Below are 17,915 nucleotides of genomic sequence, written 5' to 3'. Positions count from 1 at the left end.
GGGTTCACACCGGTATCGAGGATACCGGCAGGTTTCTTGCGCACTGGAAGGGGTGAGGTCGGCCGTTTCTGCCGGAACGCAGGGGATACGACCGTGCGTGATGTGCGGATTCATGCAATCAGGATTGCTCGCGGTTGCCGCCGATCCTAGACTCGATGTTGTCTTTCTCACCGCCCATTCGGCCATGACCCCCGAACTTGCTTTGGCGCATCTGTGGCGGCTCGCACACGGCGACCCCGGCGCGCTGGCCCGTGCGACCGTAACAGGGCAGGACCCGACGCTGCCGTCGACCTTCCGGGTCGGCACGCTGGCCGCGGCGACGATCGCGGCAGCCGGGCTCGCGGCGGCCGAATGCCACCGGCTTCGCACGGGTGTTGCGCAATCCGTCGACGTGTCGGTGCGCGACGCGCTCGTCGCATTCCGCAGCGAACGCTACCTGCGCGTGGACGATGGTCCGCCGCCGGAGTTGCGTCATCCGGTGACGGGCTTCTTCGAGACGGGCGACAGACGCTGGATCCAGTTGCACGCGAACTTCCCGCATCACCTGAGCGGCATTCTCGACGTGCTTGGCTGCGGCGCGCAGCGGGACGATGTCGCCGCGGCGATCCGCACGTGGGACGGTGCGACACTCGATACCGCGCTGGCCGACGCCGGGCTGTGTGCCGCATTGATCAGAACACCTGACGAGTGGGCGTCACTCGAGCAGGCGCGCGCGATCGCGTCGCTGCCGCTGTTCGAGATCGAGCGGATCGGCGATGCACCGGTCGAGCCGATCGGTCGAGGCGAAGCCGCCCAGCCGCTCACGGGTGTGCGTGTGCTCGATCTCACGCGCATCATTGCGGGGCCGGTCGCGGGCCGCACGCTGGCGTCGCACGGCGCGCAGACGCTGCTCGTCAACGGTCCGCACCTGCCGAACATCGCGCCGCTCGTGATCGACAACGGGCGCGGCAAGCGTTCGACGTGGATCGACTTGCGCGATGCGGCGGGCATCGATACGCTGCACGCGCTCGCACACGACGCGGATGTGTTCCTGCAGTCGTACCGGCCGGGCGCGCTCGCGGCGCGCGGCTTCGCGCCGCACGCACTGGCGATGCGGCGCCCAGGCATCGTGTACGTGTCGATATCTGCGTACGGGCATGCGGGGCCGTGGGCGCAGCGGCGCGGCTTCGACAGCCTCGTGCAGTCGGCGAGCGGGATCGCGTGGCAGGAGCAGCAGGCCGCGCATGCGGACGCGCCGCGCCACCTGCCGTGCCAGGCGCTCGATCACGCAACGGGTTATCTCGCGGCGTTCGGCGCGATGATCGCGCTCGCGCGCCGGGCGCGCGAAGGGGGAAGCTGGCACGTGCGGCTGTCGCTCGCGCAGACGGGACGCTGGCTGCAGTCGTTCGGCATCGTGCCGGACGGCTTGCAGGCACCCGATCTCGCGCATACCGACGTGCGCGACCGGATCGAGCGCATCGCGTCGCCGTTCGGCACGCTCGACGCGGTGCGGCCGGCAGAGCGGTTGTCGGCGACCCCGCCGTCGCTTGCGCGCCCGCCCGTGCCGCTCGGCACCGATGAGGCGCGCTGGCTGTGAGCGCCGGCGGCACGGCGGGCGTTACTTGCGCAGCTCGACGACGAAGTCGTAGTAGTCGTTGCGGCAGTAGGTGTCGGTCAGTTCGATCGCGCGCTGGTCCGACGTATAGCCGATCCGCGTGATCAGCAGCAGCGCGTCGTGCGGCGCGATGCCCATCTGCTCGGCGATCTCGTCGGTCGCGTTGACCGCGCGGAAATGCTGCAGCGCGCGCACGATCGGCGTGCCGCGCGCTTCGAGATAGCTGTACAGCGAGCCGCCGATCGCCTGCGGATCGGGGATCAGCGTCGCGGGGAACGTCGAATTCTCGACGGCCATCACGATGCCGTCGGCGAGTCGCAGGCGCTTCAGGCGCGTGACCGATGCGGCCGGCGACAGCCCGAGCTGGATCACTTCGTCGCGGTTCGCCGGCTGGATCTCGCGCGCGAGCCATTGCGAGCTCGGCTTGAAGCCGCGCCGTTCGAGCATTTCGCTGAAGCTCGACAGCCGCGACAGCGGATCTTCGTAGCGCGGCTGGATGAAATTGCCGGCGCCCTGCGTGCGGCGAATCAGGCCTTGCTCGACGAGCAGCGCGATCGCCTTGCGCGCGGTGATGCGCGAGACGCCGAGCGCATCGGACAGCACGCGCTCGGAGGGCAATGCCTCGCCGGCCGTCCAGCGGTTGTCGTGGATCGCATCGCCGAGCTTGCGGGCGAGCTGCAGGTAGAGCGGCGTGTCGTTGTCGGGGTCGGGGCGCAGGTCCTGCCAGCGGTCGTCCGTGGATGCCTTCATGGAGTGGGTATCGATCTGATTGCGGCCATTCTAAGTCATCACGTGGCGCCGTTATAGCCGGTTTTTGCCGTGCAATAGGTGAATGGCGCGCCGATTGACTACACTGATGCGTCGTATTCCATGGCTGGGCCGCGGTGCGCGGCCACGAATCCGCAACGAGGAACGCATGACAGACACGATCGCCACGGTCGTCCTGCCGGACGGCGAGACGATTCCGAAGCTTGGCCTGGGCACGTGGGAAATGGGCGAACGGCCGGGCCGGCGCGCAGACGAGATCGCGGCGCTGCGCGAAGGCGTCGCGCTCGGGATGACGCTGGTCGATACGGCCGAGATGTACGGTGACGGCGCGACCGAGGAGCTGGTGGGCGAAGCACTCGCGGGCTTGCGCGACGACGTGTTCCTCGTCAGCAAGGTCTATCCGCACCATGCGAGCCGGCGCGGCGTCGTCGCCGCGTGCGATGCGAGCCTCGAGCGCCTGCGTACCGATCGCCTCGACCTGTACCTGCTCCACTGGCGCGGCTCGGTGCCGCTCGAGGAGACGGTCGAAGGCTTCGAGGCGCTGCGGCGCGCGGGCAAGATCCGTCACTGGGGCGTCAGCAATTTCGATACGGCCGACATGGCCGAGCTCGTCGATGAAGCCGGTGGCGGTGCGTGCGCGACCAACCAGATCCTTTACAACATCGCGCGGCGCGGCCCCGAGTTCGACCTGCTGCCGTGGCTTGCCGAGCACCGGATGCCGGCGATGGCCTACAGTCCGGTCGATCACGGGCGGCTGCCGAAGCACTCGCCGCTCGACGAGATCGCGCGGCAGCGCGGCGTGTCGGTGATGCGCGTCGCGCTCGCGTGGGTGCTCGCGCAGCCGGGGGTGTTCGCGATCCCGAAGGCATCGCGGCTCGAACACGTGCGCGACAACCGGGCCGCGCTCGATTTCGTGCTCAGCGATGACGAGCGCGCGCAGCTTGACGCTTACTTCCGTCCGCCACGCAGCAAGCGCGCGCTCGAGATGCTCTGACGATACCCGCGGATCAACGCAGCAGGTCAGTGGTGGCCTCCTGACGATCCGCCGTTGCCGTGACCGCCGCCGTTGCCGTTCCCGGTGCCATGGCCGTTGCCGACACCGTTGGCCCCGCCATTGCCGGCGCCGCCACTGCCGTTTCCATTGCCGTTGCCACCGCCGTTACCGTGGCCGCCGTTGCTGCCGGTACCGCCGCCGTTGCCCGAGCCGCTGTTGCCGCCGGCGCCATTGCCATTGCCGCGACCGTTGCCGACACCGTTGGCCCCGCCATTGCCGGCGCCGCCACTGCCGTTTCCATTGCCGTTGCCACCACCGTTACCGTGGCCACCGCCGTCGCCATGGCCACCGCCGTTGCCGTGGCCGCCGCCACCGCCGTCACCATGGCCACCACCGTTGCCGTGGCCGCCGCCACCGCCGTCACCATGGCCACTACCGTTGCCGTGGCCGCCGCCACCGCCGTCGCCATGGCCACCACCGTTGCCGTGACCACCGCCATCGCCGTCGCCATGGCCACCACCGTTGCCGTGACCACCGCCATCGCCGTCGCCATGGCCGCCACCGTTGCCGTGACCACCGCCACCGCCGTCGCCATGGCCACCACCGTTGCCGTGGCCGCCGCCACCGCCGTCACCATGGCCACCACCGTTGCCGTGACCACCGCCATCGCCGTCGCCATGGCCACCACCGTTGCCGTCACCACCGCCATCGCCGTCGCCATGGCCGCCACCGTTGCCGTGACCGCCGCCGTCACCGTTCCCATGGCCGCCGTTGCCGTGACCGCCGCCATCACCGTCACCACCACCACCGCCATGGCCACCATGTCCGCCGTGACCTCCGCCGCCTGAAGTTCCACCACCGGAAGTGCCGCCTCCCGAGGTACCGCCACCGGAGGTACCGCCGCCCGAAGTACCGCCACCGGAGGTGCCGCCACCCGAAGTGCCGCCACCGGAAGTACCGCCACCCGAGGTACCGCCACCCGAGGTACCGCCACCGGCGGTGCCGCCGCCGGAAGTGCCACCACCGGAAGTACCGCCGCCGGAAGTACCGCCACCCGAAGTACCGCCACCCGAAGTGCCGCCACCCGAAGTGCCGCCACCCGAAGTGCCGCCACCCGAAGTGCCACCACCCGAAGTGCCACCACCCGAAGTGCCGCCACCGGAAGAACCACCGCCCGAACCCCCGCTGCCGGACGCATTGCCTCCGCGGCCCGAGCCACCTGAACCACTCGTGCCGCCGGATGTTCCGCTTGTCGTTCCGCCGACACCAGCAGGCCCGACGGTACCGTTGCCGTTGTTCCCGCTGCCGTTCCCGTTTCCGCTACCGGGGCTGCCGCCGCTGCCATTGCCGCCCGAGCCTGCGCCATTTCCGCCCACGCGCCCGCCGGCGAAAACGTGCACCGCGCACGCCGACGGATTGGCTGCGCAAGGCGAAGCATCGTCGACCAGCGTCATGATGGCGTCCGCGCTGGCAACTGCATCGGCCGCGGCGTCCGGTGTCGCATCCTGTGCGACGGCATACGAGCAGCAGCACGCGAACGCGGCTGCGGCGAACAAGGTTGCGCGATAGCGCCGTCCCGGCGTACGGAACGGTTGTTTCTTCTTGAGCATCATGGCCTCCCCATGCGCGCGATGCCTCGTCGCCGCGCGGCTATCTAGGTGTGGTGCAGGGGGCCGGTAAAGATTCGTAGTCCTGTCGGCAGCCGATCGCGTCCGGGCGGGCGCTGGACGCCAGCCGCGAGCGCGGAACGGTATGCGGGCCCGCCGTGCGAATCCCTATCTGCGAGATCCGTGCCACCGGCCGCTTGCGCCCGTCGCGCAAGGCGCACGCGAGTGCGCGACGGCGCCTGCAACGCCTTGGGGGGAGTTTTGTTTCCGGAATGAAACGTCTGAGCTATGTTCAGCGCGCGGGCGCATCGGCCGCACGCTGCCAGCGGTGGAACAGGATCGACGCGATCCAGCAGACGAGGAACAGGGCGACGATGCCGTAGCCGATCGAGCCGAAGCGTTCGCCGAGCGCATCGAGCGCGTCGCGCACGGGGCCCGTCAGCGACAGCTTGTCGGCCAGCAGGCCGGCTGCCTCGATCCCGCCGATCGCCAGTGCGACGGCCGCCGACACGAACGTGATGCTCGCGTTGTAGAGCAGCTTGCGCTGCGGATCGTCCATCGCCCAGCCGTACGCGTGAATCATCAGCACGTTGTCGGTCGAGTCGATCAGCGTCATGCCGGCGGTGAACAGCGCGGGAAACAGCATGACCGTATAGACCGGCAGCCCCTGGCTCGCCTGTGCGGCGGCGATCGCGAGCAGGCCGATTTCGGTTGCAGTATCGAAACCGAGCCCGAACAGCACGCCGACCGGATACATGTGCCAGCTCTTCGACACGAACCGGAACAGCGGTCGCAGCAGCCGGGACACGAGCCCGGCGGGGCGGTGCACATGCGCGGCATCGTGCGCATGCCCGTGCGTGCCGCGATAGCGCCGCCACACGTCGCGCAGGATCACCAGGTTCACGCACGCGAGCACGAGCAGGAAGGTGGCCGACACCGCCGTGCCGATCGTGCCGCCGATCTCGCGGAATGCGTCGAACCGGTCGCGCAGCGCGAACGCGGTCAGCGCGATGCCGAGCGTCGCGGCGATCACGATCGTCGAATGACCGAGCGAGAAGAACAGCCCGACGCTCACCGGACGCTGGCCTTCCTGCATCAGCTTGCGCGTTGCAACGTCGATCGCGGCGATGTGATCGGCGTCGACCGCATGACGCAGCCCGAGCCCGTATGCGATCGCCGCGGTGCCGAGCAGCAGCGGATGATCGCGCAACACGGCGAGCGCCCACAGCCAGACGGCGGCGTTCGCGGCGATCAGGCCGGCATAGAGGATCAGCAGGCGGCGCAGGGCAGGGGTGGGCGGCATCGGGATGGTTCCATCTGATGAATCGCGATGCATTGTGGCACGCGAAAAAAAACCGGGACGTGCCGATCAAAAAAGGCCGTGTGCGCGGTGCGCGCGAATGAAAAAAGGCCCGTCCGGAACCGGACGGGCCTTGCCTGCAAGCAGCAGCGCGCGAGCGCGCCGCGCTTACTTCACTTTCGCGTTGATCACGCCTTCCGATACGTTGGCCGGCGTTTCCGCGTACTGCTTGAACTCCATCGTGTAGGTCGCGCGGCCCTGCGTGGCCGAACGCAGCGACGTCGAATAGCCAAACATTTCCGCGAGCGGCACTTCGGCGCGCACGAGCTTGCCGCCGCCACCCGCGATGTCTTCCATCCCCTGCACGATGCCGCGACGGCTCGACAGGTCGCCCATCACGTTGCCCATGAAGTCCTCGGGCGTTTCCACCTCGACGGCCATCATCGGCTCAAGCAGCACGGGCTTCGCGCGGCGCATCGCTTCCTTGAACGCCATCGAGCCGGCCATCCGGAACGCGTTTTCGTTCGAGTCGACGTCGTGGTACGAGCCGAACGTCAGGTGCACCTTCACGTCGACGACCGGATAGCCCGCGAGCACGCCGCTCTTCAGCGTCTCGGTGATGCCCTTGTCGACGGCCGGGATGAATTCGCGCGGAATCACGCCGCCCTTGATCTCGTCGAGGAACTCGTAGCCCTTGCCGGGGTTCGGCTCGAGCGTGATCACCGCGTGGCCGTACTGGCCGCGACCACCCGACTGCTTGACGAACTTGCCCTCGACGTCGGACGCCGTCGTGCGCACCGTCTCGCGATATGCGACCTGCGGCTTGCCGACCGTTGCCTCGACGCCGAATTCGCGCTTCATCCGGTCGACCAGGATTTCGAGGTGAAGCTCGCCCATCCCCGAAATGATCGTCTGGCCGGATTCTTCGTCGGTCTGCACGCGGAACGACGGATCTTCCTGCGCGAGGCGGTTCAGCGCCAGGCCCATCTTTTCCTGGTCGGCCTTCGTCTTCGGCTCGACGGCCTGCGAGATCACCGGCTCCGGGAATTCCATCTTCTCGAGGATGATCGGCTTCGCCGGATCGCACAGCGTGTCGCCGGTGGTCGCTTCCTTCAGCCCGACGGCCGCCGCGATGTCGCCCGCGCGCACCTCCTTGATTTCCTTGCGCTCGTTCGCGTGCATCTGCAGGATCCGGCCGAGCCGTTCCTTCTTGTCCTTGGTCGCGTTGAGCACCGTGTCGCCCGATTCGACGACGCCCGAATACACGCGGAAGAAGATCAACTGGCCGACGAACGGGTCGGTCATGATCTTGAACGCGAGCGACGAGAACGGCTCGTCATCGCTCGGATGACGTTCCGCCGGCTTTTCCGGATCGGCGAAGTCGTGGCCGAGGATGGCCGGCACGTCGACCGGCGACGGCAGGTAGTCGATCACCGCGTCGAGCATCGCCTGCACGCCCTTGTTCTTGAACGCGCTGCCGCACAGCATCGGCACGATCTCGTTCGCGATCGTGCGCTTGCGCAGCGCGGCCTTGATCTCGTCCTCGGTCAGCGATTCATGGTCGTGCAGGTACTTCTCGAGCAGTTCCTCGCTCGCTTCCGCCGCGGCCTCGACCATCTTCTCGCGCCATTCGTGTGCGAGCTCGACGAGGTTTGCCGGGATGTCCTCGTACGAGAACTTCACGCCCTGGCTTTCGTCGTCCCACACGATCGCCTTCATCTTCACGAGATCGACGACGCCCTGGAAATGATCTTCCGCGCCGATCGGAATCTGGATCGGCACGGCGACGCCTTTCAGGCGCTCGCCGATCTGCTTCTGCACGCGGAAGAAATCGGCGCCGATGCGGTCCATCTTGTTGACGAACGCGATGCGCGGCACCTTGTACTTGTTGGCCTGGCGCCAGACGGTCTCGGACTGCGGCTGCACGCCGCCGACCGAGTCGTAGACCATGCACGCGCCGTCGAGCACGCGCATCGAGCGCTCGACTTCAATGGTGAAGTCGACGTGCCCGGGCGTGTCGATGATGTTGATCCGGTGCTCGGGATAGTTGCCGGCCATGCCCTTCCAGAAGGCCGTGGTCGCGGCCGACGTGATCGTGATGCCGCGTTCCTGCTCCTGCTCCATCCAGTCCATCGTGGCCGCGCCGTCGTGCACTTCACCGATCTTGTGGCTCACGCCGGTGTAAAACAGGATGCGCTCGGTCGTCGTGGTTTTGCCGGCATCGATGTGAGCGCTGATCCCGATATTTCGATAGCGCTCGATGGGGGTTTTGCGGGGCACGTGAACCTCCTTAGGTTCGGATGTAAGCGGGCCGACAGCGGCGGCCCGGGCTGGACAAGCGAGACTTAAAGCATAGCGCTTGCGCGTGGCTTTTGCAGATGCGGCCGGCGGCGGCGGAATCAAGCCGGGCGCCACCGCCGGCGGGCGAAAAAAAAGCCGGCGCGCAACGGGCGGCCGGCTTCGGTCGGTGCGCGGCACGGTGCCGCGGCAATGGCCGTTACTGGGCCTTCGGCAGGCCTTCGAGCTTCATGCCGGGCTTGATGCCCTTCGTCGCGAACCAGCCCTTGCTCATTTCGAGCGCATAGACGCCGTTGTTGCGCGGGCAGTGGTTGTCGGTCGTCTCGGCCTTCATCTCGTCGATGTCGGTGATCGTGCCGTCCGCGCGGATGAACGCGATCGACAGCGGGATCAGCGTGTTCTTCATCCAGAAGCAATGCACCGCGTTCTCGTTGAACACGAACAGCATGCCTTCGTTCGGCGCGAGCTGCGAACGGTACATCAGCCCCTGTTCGCGGTCGGGGTCGTTCGCGGCGACGGCTGCGTCGATCACGTACATGCCGGCGCGCAGCTTCACGCGCGGGAATTCGCTCGGCTGCTTGGCGCCGGGCGGCACTTGCGCGCTGGCGGCCTGCATGCCGAACGCCATGACGGCGAGCGCGGCGGGAAACACGGCGGCGCGCGCAAGGCGGCCGAGCGACGAGCGCAGGGAGAATTGCACAGCAAGGCTCCTATCTGGAAAACGAGACCCGCATGGTACGCGATGCGCGTCGTCGGGCACAAAAAGAAAAAGGCAGATCGCCTTGCGGTGATCTGCCTTTCAACGCCGTAAGAACGGCAAGACTGCGTGTTCTTGACTGCGTTATTTATTACAGCAAGCTTACTTAGTTCGAAGCAGCTGCCGGTGCTGCTGCGTCGCTCGCTGCAGCCTTCTTCGATGCCTTGTGGTGCTTCTTAGCTGCGTGGTGCTTCTTAGCAGCGTGCTTAGCCGGTGCCGAAGCAGCTTCAGCAGCAGCCGGAGCAGCTTCCGGAGCCGATGCTTGTGCGAATGCAGCCGTTGCGAAGAGACCAGCGACCAGAGCAGCGATCAGTTTGTTCATGTTGTGTTCCTCAGCTTTAGTTAATTAACCAAATGACCCGGCAATAGGAGTCATGTCGTCTAACGGTGCCATCCACCTTTCGGTTGACAGACGCTTCGAGAAATTTCTCATTGCGCTGCGGGCGCCGAATCGTATTCGATAAAAACGTCGCTTTCGTGACGCAAACACGGGTTCGGCTGCCAATGCCGGATAGCTAAGGTTGGCATCTGCGTGGTTTAACGCGCGATCTTCGCAGCCGGTTGACGAAAAAGATGACGAAAAATTCGCCTATCCCGAATTCGTCATCCGGCGGGCGCGAAACCCTCCCACGGTGCGCGTGGCGGCAGTGCGATTGTTTCTCCCGGTGCAATGCCGAGCGCGAATATATCCAGTGCGCCGATGCCGACGCGCACCAGGCGCAACGTCGGGAAGCCAACTGCCGCCGTCATCCGGCGCACCTGCCGGTTCTTGCCCTCGGTGATTGCAAGCTCGATCCACGTCGTCGGGATCGCGGCGCGGTAGCGGATCGGCGGAGTGCGCGGCCACAGGGTGTCGGGCGGGTCGATGAACTCGGCGCGGCATGGACGCGTCACGTAGTCGCCGAGGTCGACGCCGCGCGCGAGCGCCTTCAGGTCGGCGGGGCCGGGCGCGCCCTCGACCTGCGCCCAGTAGCGCTTGACGAGCTTGTGGCGCGGCTCGGCGATGCGCGCCTGCAGCGCGCCGTCGTCGGTGAGCAGCAGCAGCCCCTCGCTGTCCGCGTCCAGCCGGCCGGCCGCGTAGACGCCGGGCGTTTTGACCCAGTCGCCGAGCGACGGCCGCGTCTCGTGCGCGGAAAACTGGCAAATCGTGCCGAACGGCTTGTTGAGGGCGATCAGGTTCATGGCGGGGCGTCCGCCCGGCGCGCCGCGGGAAGCGGGGGCGGGCGGTCTATGGCAAATGGCGGAATCTTAATGCATAATACGGAACGGCAAGTCCTCTGTCTTATATAAGACATAAGTGGGGTCTTGATACGCAGTGCCGCGCTTCATGCCGAAGTGCCCGGTTGGGGCGCTAGAATAGCGGCTCGCTGTTGCCGTCACGGGGTGGCCATGCCGCGCCCCCGCCGCGCGCGCAGCTTCGACCAGCATCACCTGCTCAGCCACGTCACTGGAGTCGATCATGCCGTATCAGCACATCAAGGTTCCGGAAGGCGGTGACAAGATCACCGTCAACAAGGACTTCTCGCTCAACGTTTCCGATCAGCCGATCATTCCCTATATCGAAGGCGACGGTACGGGCTTCGATATCACGCCGGTCATGATCAAGGTCGTCGACGCGGCGGTCGCGCATGCCTACAAGGGCAAGCGCAAGATCCACTGGATGGAGATTTTCGCGGGCGAGAAGGCGACGAAGGTGTACGGCCCGGACGTGTGGCTCCCGGACGAAACGCTGCAGGTGCTGAAGGAATACGTGGTGTCGATCAAGGGGCCGCTCACGACCCCGGTCGGCGGCGGGATCCGTTCGCTGAACGTCGCGCTGCGCCAGGAACTCGACCTGTACGTGTGCCTGCGCCCGGTGCAGTACTTCAAGGGCGTGCCGTCGCCGGTGCGCGAGCCGCAAAAGATCGACATGGTGATCTTCCGCGAGAACTCGGAAGACATCTACGCAGGCATCGAATGGGCCGCGGGCTCCGAGCAGGCGAAGAAGGTGATCAAGTTCCTGCAGGACGAGATGGGCGTGAAGAAGATCCGCTTCCCGGAAACCTCGGGGATCGGCGTCAAGCCCGTGTCGACCGAAGGCACCGAGCGTCTCGTGCGCAAGGCGATCCAGTATGCGATCGACAACGATCGCAAGTCGGTCACGCTGGTGCACAAGGGCAACATCATGAAGTTCACGGAAGGCCTGTTCCGTGACGCCGGCTACGCGCTCGCGCAGAAGGAATTCGGCGGCGAGTTGATCGACGGCGGCCCGTGGATGCGCGTGAAGAACCCGAAGACGGGCAACGAGATCGTGATCAAGGATTCGATCGCCGATGCGTTCCTGCAGCAGATCCTGCTGCGCCCGGCCGAATACGACGTGATCGCCACGTTGAACCTGAACGGCGACTACATCTCCGACGCGCTGGCCGCGCAGGTCGGCGGCATCGGGATCGCGCCGGGCGCGAACCTGTCGGATTCGGTCGCGATGTTCGAAGCGACGCACGGCACCGCGCCGAAGTACGCGGGCAAGGATTACGTGAACCCGGGTTCCGAGATCCTGTCGGCAGAAATGATGCTGCGCCACCTCGGCTGGACGGAAGCAGCCGACACGATCATCGCCGCGATGGAGAAGTCGATCCTGCAGAAGCGCGTCACCTACGACTTCGCGCGCCTGATGGAGGGTGCGACGCAGGTGTCGTGCTCGGGCTTCGGTGAAGTGCTGATCGAGAACATGTAAGACCCCTTCCGGGGTGGGCCGGCGCGTGTCCGGCCGCCCCGGCGCCTACTGCCGGCGCCGGAGCGTTTCGTGGATGGCAGGTTTGTTGGCAGGGCGGTCCGGCATGCGGGCCGCGGCGCCGCGATGCGGCCCGGAGCCCCTGCAAGGTAGAACATGACGGCCCTCGCAACACCACCGCCCGGCTAGCCGGCGCGCCCCTTTCGCGACCGACCCGGTCGCTCCCCGCCGGTTACCCGCCGGCGCTCCCAGTCCAACAATCACGTAGCAATGCTTTGACCACCATGTCCACTTCGCCCAAGATCATCTACACCCTCACTGACGAAGCGCCCGCGCTCGCGACCTATTCGCTGCTGCCGATCGTCAAGGCCTTCACGCGTTCGTCCGGCGTCGCCGTCGAAACGCGCGACATCTCGCTCGCCGGCCGCATCATCGCGGCCTTCGCAGACGTCCTGCCGCCCGAGCAGAAGGGTGCCGACGATCTGGCCGAACTGGGCCAGCTCACGCTGAAGCCGGAAGCGAACATCATCAAGCTGCCGAACATCAGCGCATCGGTGCCGCAGCTCAAGGCCGCGATCGCCGAACTGCAGGCGCAGGGCTACAAGCTGCCGGCCTACCCGGAAGATCCGTCGACGGACGAAGAGAAGGCGGTCAAGGCTCGCTATGACAAGATCAAGGGCAGCGCGGTGAACCCGGTGCTGCGCGAAGGCAACTCCGACCGCCGCGCGCCGCTGTCGGTCAAGAACTACGCACGCAAGCATCCGCACAAGATGGGCGCGTGGAAGGCGACGTCGAAGGCCCACGTCGCGCACATGAGCGAAGGCGACTTCTACGGCAGCGAGAAGTCGGCGCTGATCGCCGATGCCGGCAGCGTGAAGATCGAACTCACGACGACCGACGGCGCTAAGAAGGTGCTGAAGGAAAAGACGGCCGTGAAGGCCGGTGAAGTGATCGACGCGTCGGTGATGAGCCGCAACGCGCTGCGCAGCTTCATCGAAGCGCAGATCGCCGACGCGAAGGCGCAGGACGTGCTGTTCTCGGTGCACCTGAAGGCGACCATGATGAAGGTCTCGGACCCGATTCTGTTCGGTCACTTCGTGTCGGTGTTCTACCGCGACGCGCTCGCGAAGCACGCGGACGTGCTGGCGAAGGTCGGCTTCAACCCGAACAACGGCATCGGCGACCTGTACGCGCGCCTGAAGGACCTGCCGGCCGACACGCGCGAAGCGATCGAAGCCGACGTCAAGGCTGAGTACGCAGTGCGTCCGCGCCTGGCGATGGTCAACTCGGACAAGGGCATCACGAACCTGCACGTGCCGAGCGACGTGATCGTCGACGCATCGATGCCGGCAATGATCCGCGATTCGGGCGGCATGTGGGGCCCGGACGGCCAGCTGTACGACGCGAAGGCCGTGATTCCGGATCGCTGCTACGCCGGTGTCTACCAGGCCGTGATCGAGGACTGCAAGCAGCATGGCGCGTTCGATCCGGTCACGATGGGCAGCGTGCCGAACGTCGGCCTGATGGCGCAGGCGGCTGAAGAATACGGTTCGCACGACAAGACGTTCCAGATCCCGGCGGACGGCGTCGTGCGCGTCACCGACGAAGCGGGCAACGTGCTGCTCGAGCATGCCGTGGAAGCGGGCGACATCTGGCGCATGTGCCAGACGAAGGACGCACCGGTGCAGGACTGGGTCAAGCTCGCGGTCAACCGCGCACGCGCGACCGGCGCACCGGCCGTGTTCTGGCTCGATCCGGCTCGCGCACACGACGCGCAGATCATCGCGAAGGTCGAGCGTTACCTGAAGGATCACGATACGAACGGCCTCGACATCCGCATCATGACGCCGGTCGAAGCCACGCGTTTCTCGCTCGAGCGCATCCGTGCGGGCAAGGACACGATCTCGGTGACCGGCAACGTGCTGCGCGACTACCTGACCGACCTGTTCCCGATCATGGAACTCGGCACCAGCGCGAAGATGCTGTCGATCGTGCCGCTGATGGCCGGCGGCGGGATGTTCGAAACGGGTGCAGGCGGCTCCGCGCCGAAGCACGTGCAGCAGTTCGTCGAGGAAGGCTTCCTGCGCTGGGATTCGCTCGGCGAATTCCTCGCGCTGGCCGCGTCGCTCGAACATCTCGGCAACGCATACCAGAACCCGAAGGCGGTCGTGCTCGCGAAGACGCTCGACCAGGCGACCGGCAAGTTCCTGGACGAGAACAAGTCGCCGGCGCGCAAGGTCGGCGGCCTCGACAACCGCGGCAGCCACTTCTACCTGTGCCTGTACTGGGCGCAGGCGCTGGCCGAGCAGACCGAGGACGCGGCGCTGAAGGCGCAGTTCGAAGGCGTGGCGAAGGCGCTGTCCGACAGCGAAGCGCGCATCCTGGAAGAGCTGGCGGCCGCGCAGGGCAACGCGCAAGCTATCGGCGGCTACTACCGTCCGAACGTCGACCTGACGAGCCAGGCCATGCGCCCGAGCGCGACGCTGAACGGCATCGTCGACGCGGTCGCCTGACGCAGGCCGCGCGATCGCGCGGGCCCAGGCATGGGCCGGTGCGGCGGATTGAGCCGTTCGCTGCCCGGCATTAAGACAAACGCCCCGGTCGCCCGGGGCGTTTGTCGTTGCAGATGTGCCATTCAGACGTGAACGATTTCCCACTCGGCGATTTCGTCCGGCACTTCGAGCGTCGCCGTGTCCAGTTCGGACGGTTGCGCGCAGTCGCCGCGGGAGATGCGGTCGGCCGCGATTTCCGGGCACGAGAACGCGCCGAGCGAGGCGTTGCCGAACGTCGCTTCCCAGCCGCCGTTTGCCGGCAGGATGTAGAACGACCCGAGCGCTGAACCAAAGCGAAATCCCTTCATTTCCGTTCTCCCTTTCTGATCACAAGCGATTCTGGTGTGCCGCCTGCCGGCTTGGCCGGCCGTGGCCCGACTGGCTGCTTGCGCCGGGTTCCGTATCGAACGTCGTGGCGAAGCGTCAATGCATGGAACAAAGTCTACGTCCGCGGCCCGCTCGGATGGTGCATGTAGAACGGCTTCACTAAACAAAAATTCTCTTTTAAAAACAAATAATTATTTCCATCGTTTTGTATTGCGGAACGTTTTTTGGCATCGCGAAACGGGGATTTTGTGCCCTGCACCACGAATTTTTATAACGCAGAGACTTGTTCCGCATCATGAAATATTGGCGGGTTTGCGGATCGGCGAAGTGACCGGCGCCGTGGTGGAGCCGAACGGCAGGCGCGAGGCGACCGCCTGGAACTGCCCGGGGCAGGGTTGAGTGGCGCTTCGGCCGTGAGCGAAGAGCCGTGGATCGCCGATCGACGCTGCGTGCCGAATCGGGTGCGGCGTTGTCGAGCCCTGCGGCGTATCGCCGCCCGGCCGGCCGCGGCGCGTCTCGATTTTGGCCTGCGGTTATGATGACGCGGGCATCAGGATTTGCGTCGCGCATCGGCGCATCGGCGCTTCGGCCGGCCGGCGCGGGCGTCGCGGCGGCCGCGCGACCCAGCATGGATAACGAGGAACGATTGATGATACGGAGAACCTTCCTGTCGCGCGCCATCGGTGTCGCGGCCGCGTCACTGTTCGCGCGCGTCGCGTGGGCGCAGCATGCCGGCCACGCCGGCATGGCCGGCATGGACTCGATGGACGACATGCCCGGCATGTCAGGGACGGCGGATCACGGGCAGCACGGCAAGTCCGCACCGGCCGCGCTCGCGGCCGCCGACGCGCTGCCGGCCGGCGCGCCGCTCGCGGCGCTGCGCACGCTCGCGAACGAAGGCCGCGAGCCCGGCACGTTCCGGGCCACGCTGGTGGCGCAGCCCGTGGCGCGCCCGATGCTGCACGGTGCACGGCCGACCACGTTCTGGCAGTTCGGCGCGGGCACGCAGGGCCCCGTCGTCGGTCCGCTGATCGACGTGCGCGAGGGCGACACGGTCGAGATCAAGTTCGTGAACAAGCTGCCGCAGCCTTCGACCATCCACTGGCACGGCCTGCCGGTGCCGCCTGACCAGGACGGCAATCCTTCCGATCCCGTCGCGCCCGGCGCGTCGCGCGTGTACCGCTTCACGTTGCCGAAGGGGAGTGCCGGCACCTACTGGTACCACCCGCATCCGCACATGATGACGGCCGAACAGGTCTTCCGCGGGCTGGCCGGCCCGTTCGTCGTGCGCGCCGCGGACGATCCGCTGGCGGGCTGGCCCGAGCGCAACCTGTTCGTGTCGGACCTGAAGCTTGCGCGCGACGGCACGATTGCACCGAACGACATGATGGACTGGATGAACGGCCGCGAGGGCCAGTTCGTGCTGGTCAACGGCGCCCGCCGGCCGCGGATCGACGTCGCGGGCGACGAGCGCTGGCGTGTGTGGAACGCGTGCAGCGCGCGCTATTTGCGCGTCGCGTTCGACGACGGTCGTACGTTCGAGCATGCGGGCACCGACGGCGGGCTGTTCGACGCGCCGCGCCGCGTCACGTCGCTGTTGATCGCGCCGGGCGAACGGGCGGAGCTGCTGGTCCGCGCCGGCGACCGGGCGTCGCGCGCCGTGCTGCAGGCGGCTGAATACGACCGCCGCAAGATGTCGATGTCGCACGATGACGGACACGGCAGCCTGCCGCCCGATCCGGCGCTGGCGCTGGCCGACGTCGCATTCGCGCCGGCCGCCGCACGTGCGCTGCCGGCGACCCTGCGCACGGTGCCGCCGCTGGGCGAGCCGGTCGCGCACAAGACGGTCGAGTTCGGCGAAGAGATGGACATGGACGCGATGATGAAGGGCGCGGCGCACGGCCGTCCGGCCGGCATGCGCTTCACGATCAACGGCGACACTTACGCGCCGCATCGCGCGACGTTGACGAGCCGCCGTGGCGACGTCGAGCGCTGGACGATCCGCAACGGCACCGACATGGATCACCCGTTCCACCTGCATGGCACGCAGTTCCAGGTGATCGAACGCGAATCGGGCGGTTCGCGCACGAGCGAACCGTTCCGTGCATGGCGCGATACGGTGAACGTGCGCAGCGGCGAAACCGTGACGATTCTCGTCACGCAAGACATGCCCGGAGAGCGCATGTTTCATTGCCACATTCTCGAACACGAGGATCTCGGCATGATGGGCACGCTGAAGGTCGTGTAACGAGGCGGTGATTATGTTTCACGCGCGGGATGAGTATCCGATCTGCGCGCGTGACAAGACAATGTATGTTCAATTATCGGGATTGAACGAAAAGGCCGGCCAATCGATTATCGATTGGCCGGCCTCAAATAAAGAAACCCGGCGCAAACCATGCGCCGGGTTTCTTCGTCTGATATCCGATGCCTTATGCGGCCTGGATGTTCGACGCTTGCTTGCCCTTCGGTCCTTGAACGACGTCAAAGCTCACCTTCTGGCCTTCCTTCAGCGTCTTGAAGCCATTCATGGTGATAGCCGAGAAGTGCGCAAACAGATCCTCACCGCCCTCATCGGGAGTGATGAAACCGAAGCCCTTCGCGTCGTTGAACCACTTAACGATACCAGTTGCCATTTCCTACTTCCCCTGTCACACAGTCGCTGCTACTTACCACGAGCACGCTCGAAAAGCTAAACGACCTGAAAAACGCAGCCGTTCCCCCCTCACAAGCTCACCTCGGCCTCTTTCATTTTGCCAACCGGCAAATTGAAAAAAGTGCCAGCTTGATTGTTGGCGCTCTTTATTGGAGTGTCAAGTGGAATTTTTAGACGTTTAGAGGGACGTTGTAAAGAACCCATTTTCAGGGTTTTTCCGGCTTTGCTTGGCAGCACGCGGCCAAGCGCGAGGTCTTGAAAAGCCGCATAATCGGCTCATATACCAGGCTCGAGTGACACGCGTTCGAGTCGTCCCGGCTTGTGGGATACTGGATGCGGACACGACGTT

14 protein-coding genes are annotated in these 17,915 nt (G+C 66.2%); 5 read left to right on the top strand and 9 right to left on the bottom strand.

Annotated features, from left to right (window positions below):
* The first annotated feature begins 184 nt into the window (after window positions 1-184).
* Window positions 185-1,576: a CoA transferase gene (locus CFB45_RS14355; protein WP_089426161.1), complete on the top strand. Its 1,392-nt coding sequence runs from the start codon at window positions 185-187 to the stop codon at window positions 1,574-1,576.
* 21 nt (window positions 1,577-1,597) lie between these two features.
* Here the strand turns inward: CFB45_RS14355 and CFB45_RS14350 are convergent, their stop codons facing one another.
* Complete coding sequence (locus CFB45_RS14350; protein WP_011352976.1) at window positions 1,598-2,344, bottom strand: GntR family transcriptional regulator; 747 nt, start codon at window positions 2,342-2,344, stop codon at window positions 1,598-1,600.
* Between the two features lie 166 nt (window positions 2,345-2,510).
* Between CFB45_RS14350 and CFB45_RS14345 the strand changes: the two genes are divergently transcribed.
* Complete coding sequence (locus CFB45_RS14345; RefSeq protein ID WP_089426160.1) at window positions 2,511-3,356, top strand: aldo/keto reductase; 846 nt, start codon at window positions 2,511-2,513, stop codon at window positions 3,354-3,356.
* 26 nt (window positions 3,357-3,382) lie between these two features.
* On the opposite strand, the gene CFB45_RS39880 is transcribed toward CFB45_RS14345, so the two are convergent.
* From CFB45_RS39880 to CFB45_RS14315, 6 genes are all read right to left on the bottom strand, one after another.
* Window positions 3,383-4,966 (bottom strand): hypothetical protein, encoded by a 1,584-nt coding sequence (locus CFB45_RS39880; protein WP_089426641.1) that lies wholly within the window; start codon window positions 4,964-4,966, stop codon window positions 3,383-3,385.
* A gap of 289 nt (window positions 4,967-5,255) precedes the next feature.
* A complete protein-coding gene (locus CFB45_RS14335) occupies window positions 5,256-6,266 on the bottom strand; it encodes a HoxN/HupN/NixA family nickel/cobalt transporter (RefSeq protein ID WP_174941971.1) in 1,011 nt (336 codons plus the stop codon).
* 165 nt (window positions 6,267-6,431) lie between these two features.
* The gene (fusA, locus tag CFB45_RS14330) at window positions 6,432-8,543 is read right to left on the bottom strand and encodes an elongation factor G (protein WP_089426158.1); all 2,112 of its coding nucleotides are present in this window, start codon (window positions 8,541-8,543) and stop codon (window positions 6,432-6,434) included.
* Window positions 8,544-8,760: 217 nt separating this feature from the next.
* The gene (locus tag CFB45_RS14325; protein WP_089426157.1) at window positions 8,761-9,261 is read right to left on the bottom strand and encodes a DUF192 domain-containing protein; all 501 of its coding nucleotides are present in this window, start codon (window positions 9,259-9,261) and stop codon (window positions 8,761-8,763) included.
* Between the two features lie 163 nt (window positions 9,262-9,424).
* Window positions 9,425-9,640 carry a hypothetical protein gene (locus CFB45_RS14320; protein ID WP_011352970.1) on the bottom strand — a complete coding sequence of 72 codons (216 nt, stop codon included), beginning with the start codon at window positions 9,638-9,640 and terminating at the stop codon, window positions 9,425-9,427.
* Between the two features lie 281 nt (window positions 9,641-9,921).
* Complete coding sequence (locus tag CFB45_RS14315; RefSeq protein ID WP_089426156.1) at window positions 9,922-10,500, bottom strand: pseudouridine synthase; 579 nt, start codon at window positions 10,498-10,500, stop codon at window positions 9,922-9,924.
* Window positions 10,501-10,777: 277 nt separating this feature from the next.
* Here CFB45_RS14315 and icd point away from each other — a divergent pair, with 277 nt between their 5' ends.
* Both icd and CFB45_RS14300 read left to right on the top strand, forming a co-directional pair.
* Window positions 10,778-12,034: an NADP-dependent isocitrate dehydrogenase gene (gene icd / locus CFB45_RS14305; RefSeq protein ID WP_006478026.1), complete on the top strand. Its 1,257-nt coding sequence runs from the start codon at window positions 10,778-10,780 to the stop codon at window positions 12,032-12,034.
* A gap of 281 nt (window positions 12,035-12,315) precedes the next feature.
* A complete protein-coding gene (locus CFB45_RS14300; RefSeq protein ID WP_089426155.1) occupies window positions 12,316-14,544 on the top strand; it encodes an NADP-dependent isocitrate dehydrogenase in 2,229 nt (742 codons plus the stop codon).
* A 122-nt stretch (window positions 14,545-14,666) separates the two neighbouring features.
* On the opposite strand, the gene CFB45_RS14295 is transcribed toward CFB45_RS14300, so the two are convergent.
* Window positions 14,667-14,891 (bottom strand): hypothetical protein, encoded by a 225-nt coding sequence (locus CFB45_RS14295; protein ID WP_089426154.1) that lies wholly within the window; start codon window positions 14,889-14,891, stop codon window positions 14,667-14,669.
* A gap of 668 nt (window positions 14,892-15,559) precedes the next feature.
* Between CFB45_RS14295 and CFB45_RS14290 the strand changes: the two genes are divergently transcribed.
* The gene (locus CFB45_RS14290; RefSeq protein ID WP_089426640.1) at window positions 15,560-17,158 is read left to right on the top strand and encodes a multicopper oxidase family protein; all 1,599 of its coding nucleotides are present in this window, start codon (window positions 15,560-15,562) and stop codon (window positions 17,156-17,158) included.
* A 184-nt stretch (window positions 17,159-17,342) separates the two neighbouring features.
* On the opposite strand, the gene CFB45_RS14285 is transcribed toward CFB45_RS14290, so the two are convergent.
* A complete protein-coding gene (locus CFB45_RS14285) occupies window positions 17,343-17,546 on the bottom strand; it encodes a cold-shock protein (protein ID WP_006478030.1) in 204 nt (67 codons plus the stop codon).
* Between the last annotated feature and the right edge of the window lie 369 nt (window positions 17,547-17,915).

The organism is Burkholderia sp. HI2500 (assembly GCF_002223055.1).
GTDB lineage: Bacteria > Pseudomonadota > Gammaproteobacteria > Burkholderiales > Burkholderiaceae > Burkholderia.
This window is presented reverse-complemented; position numbering and strand designations above follow the sequence as displayed.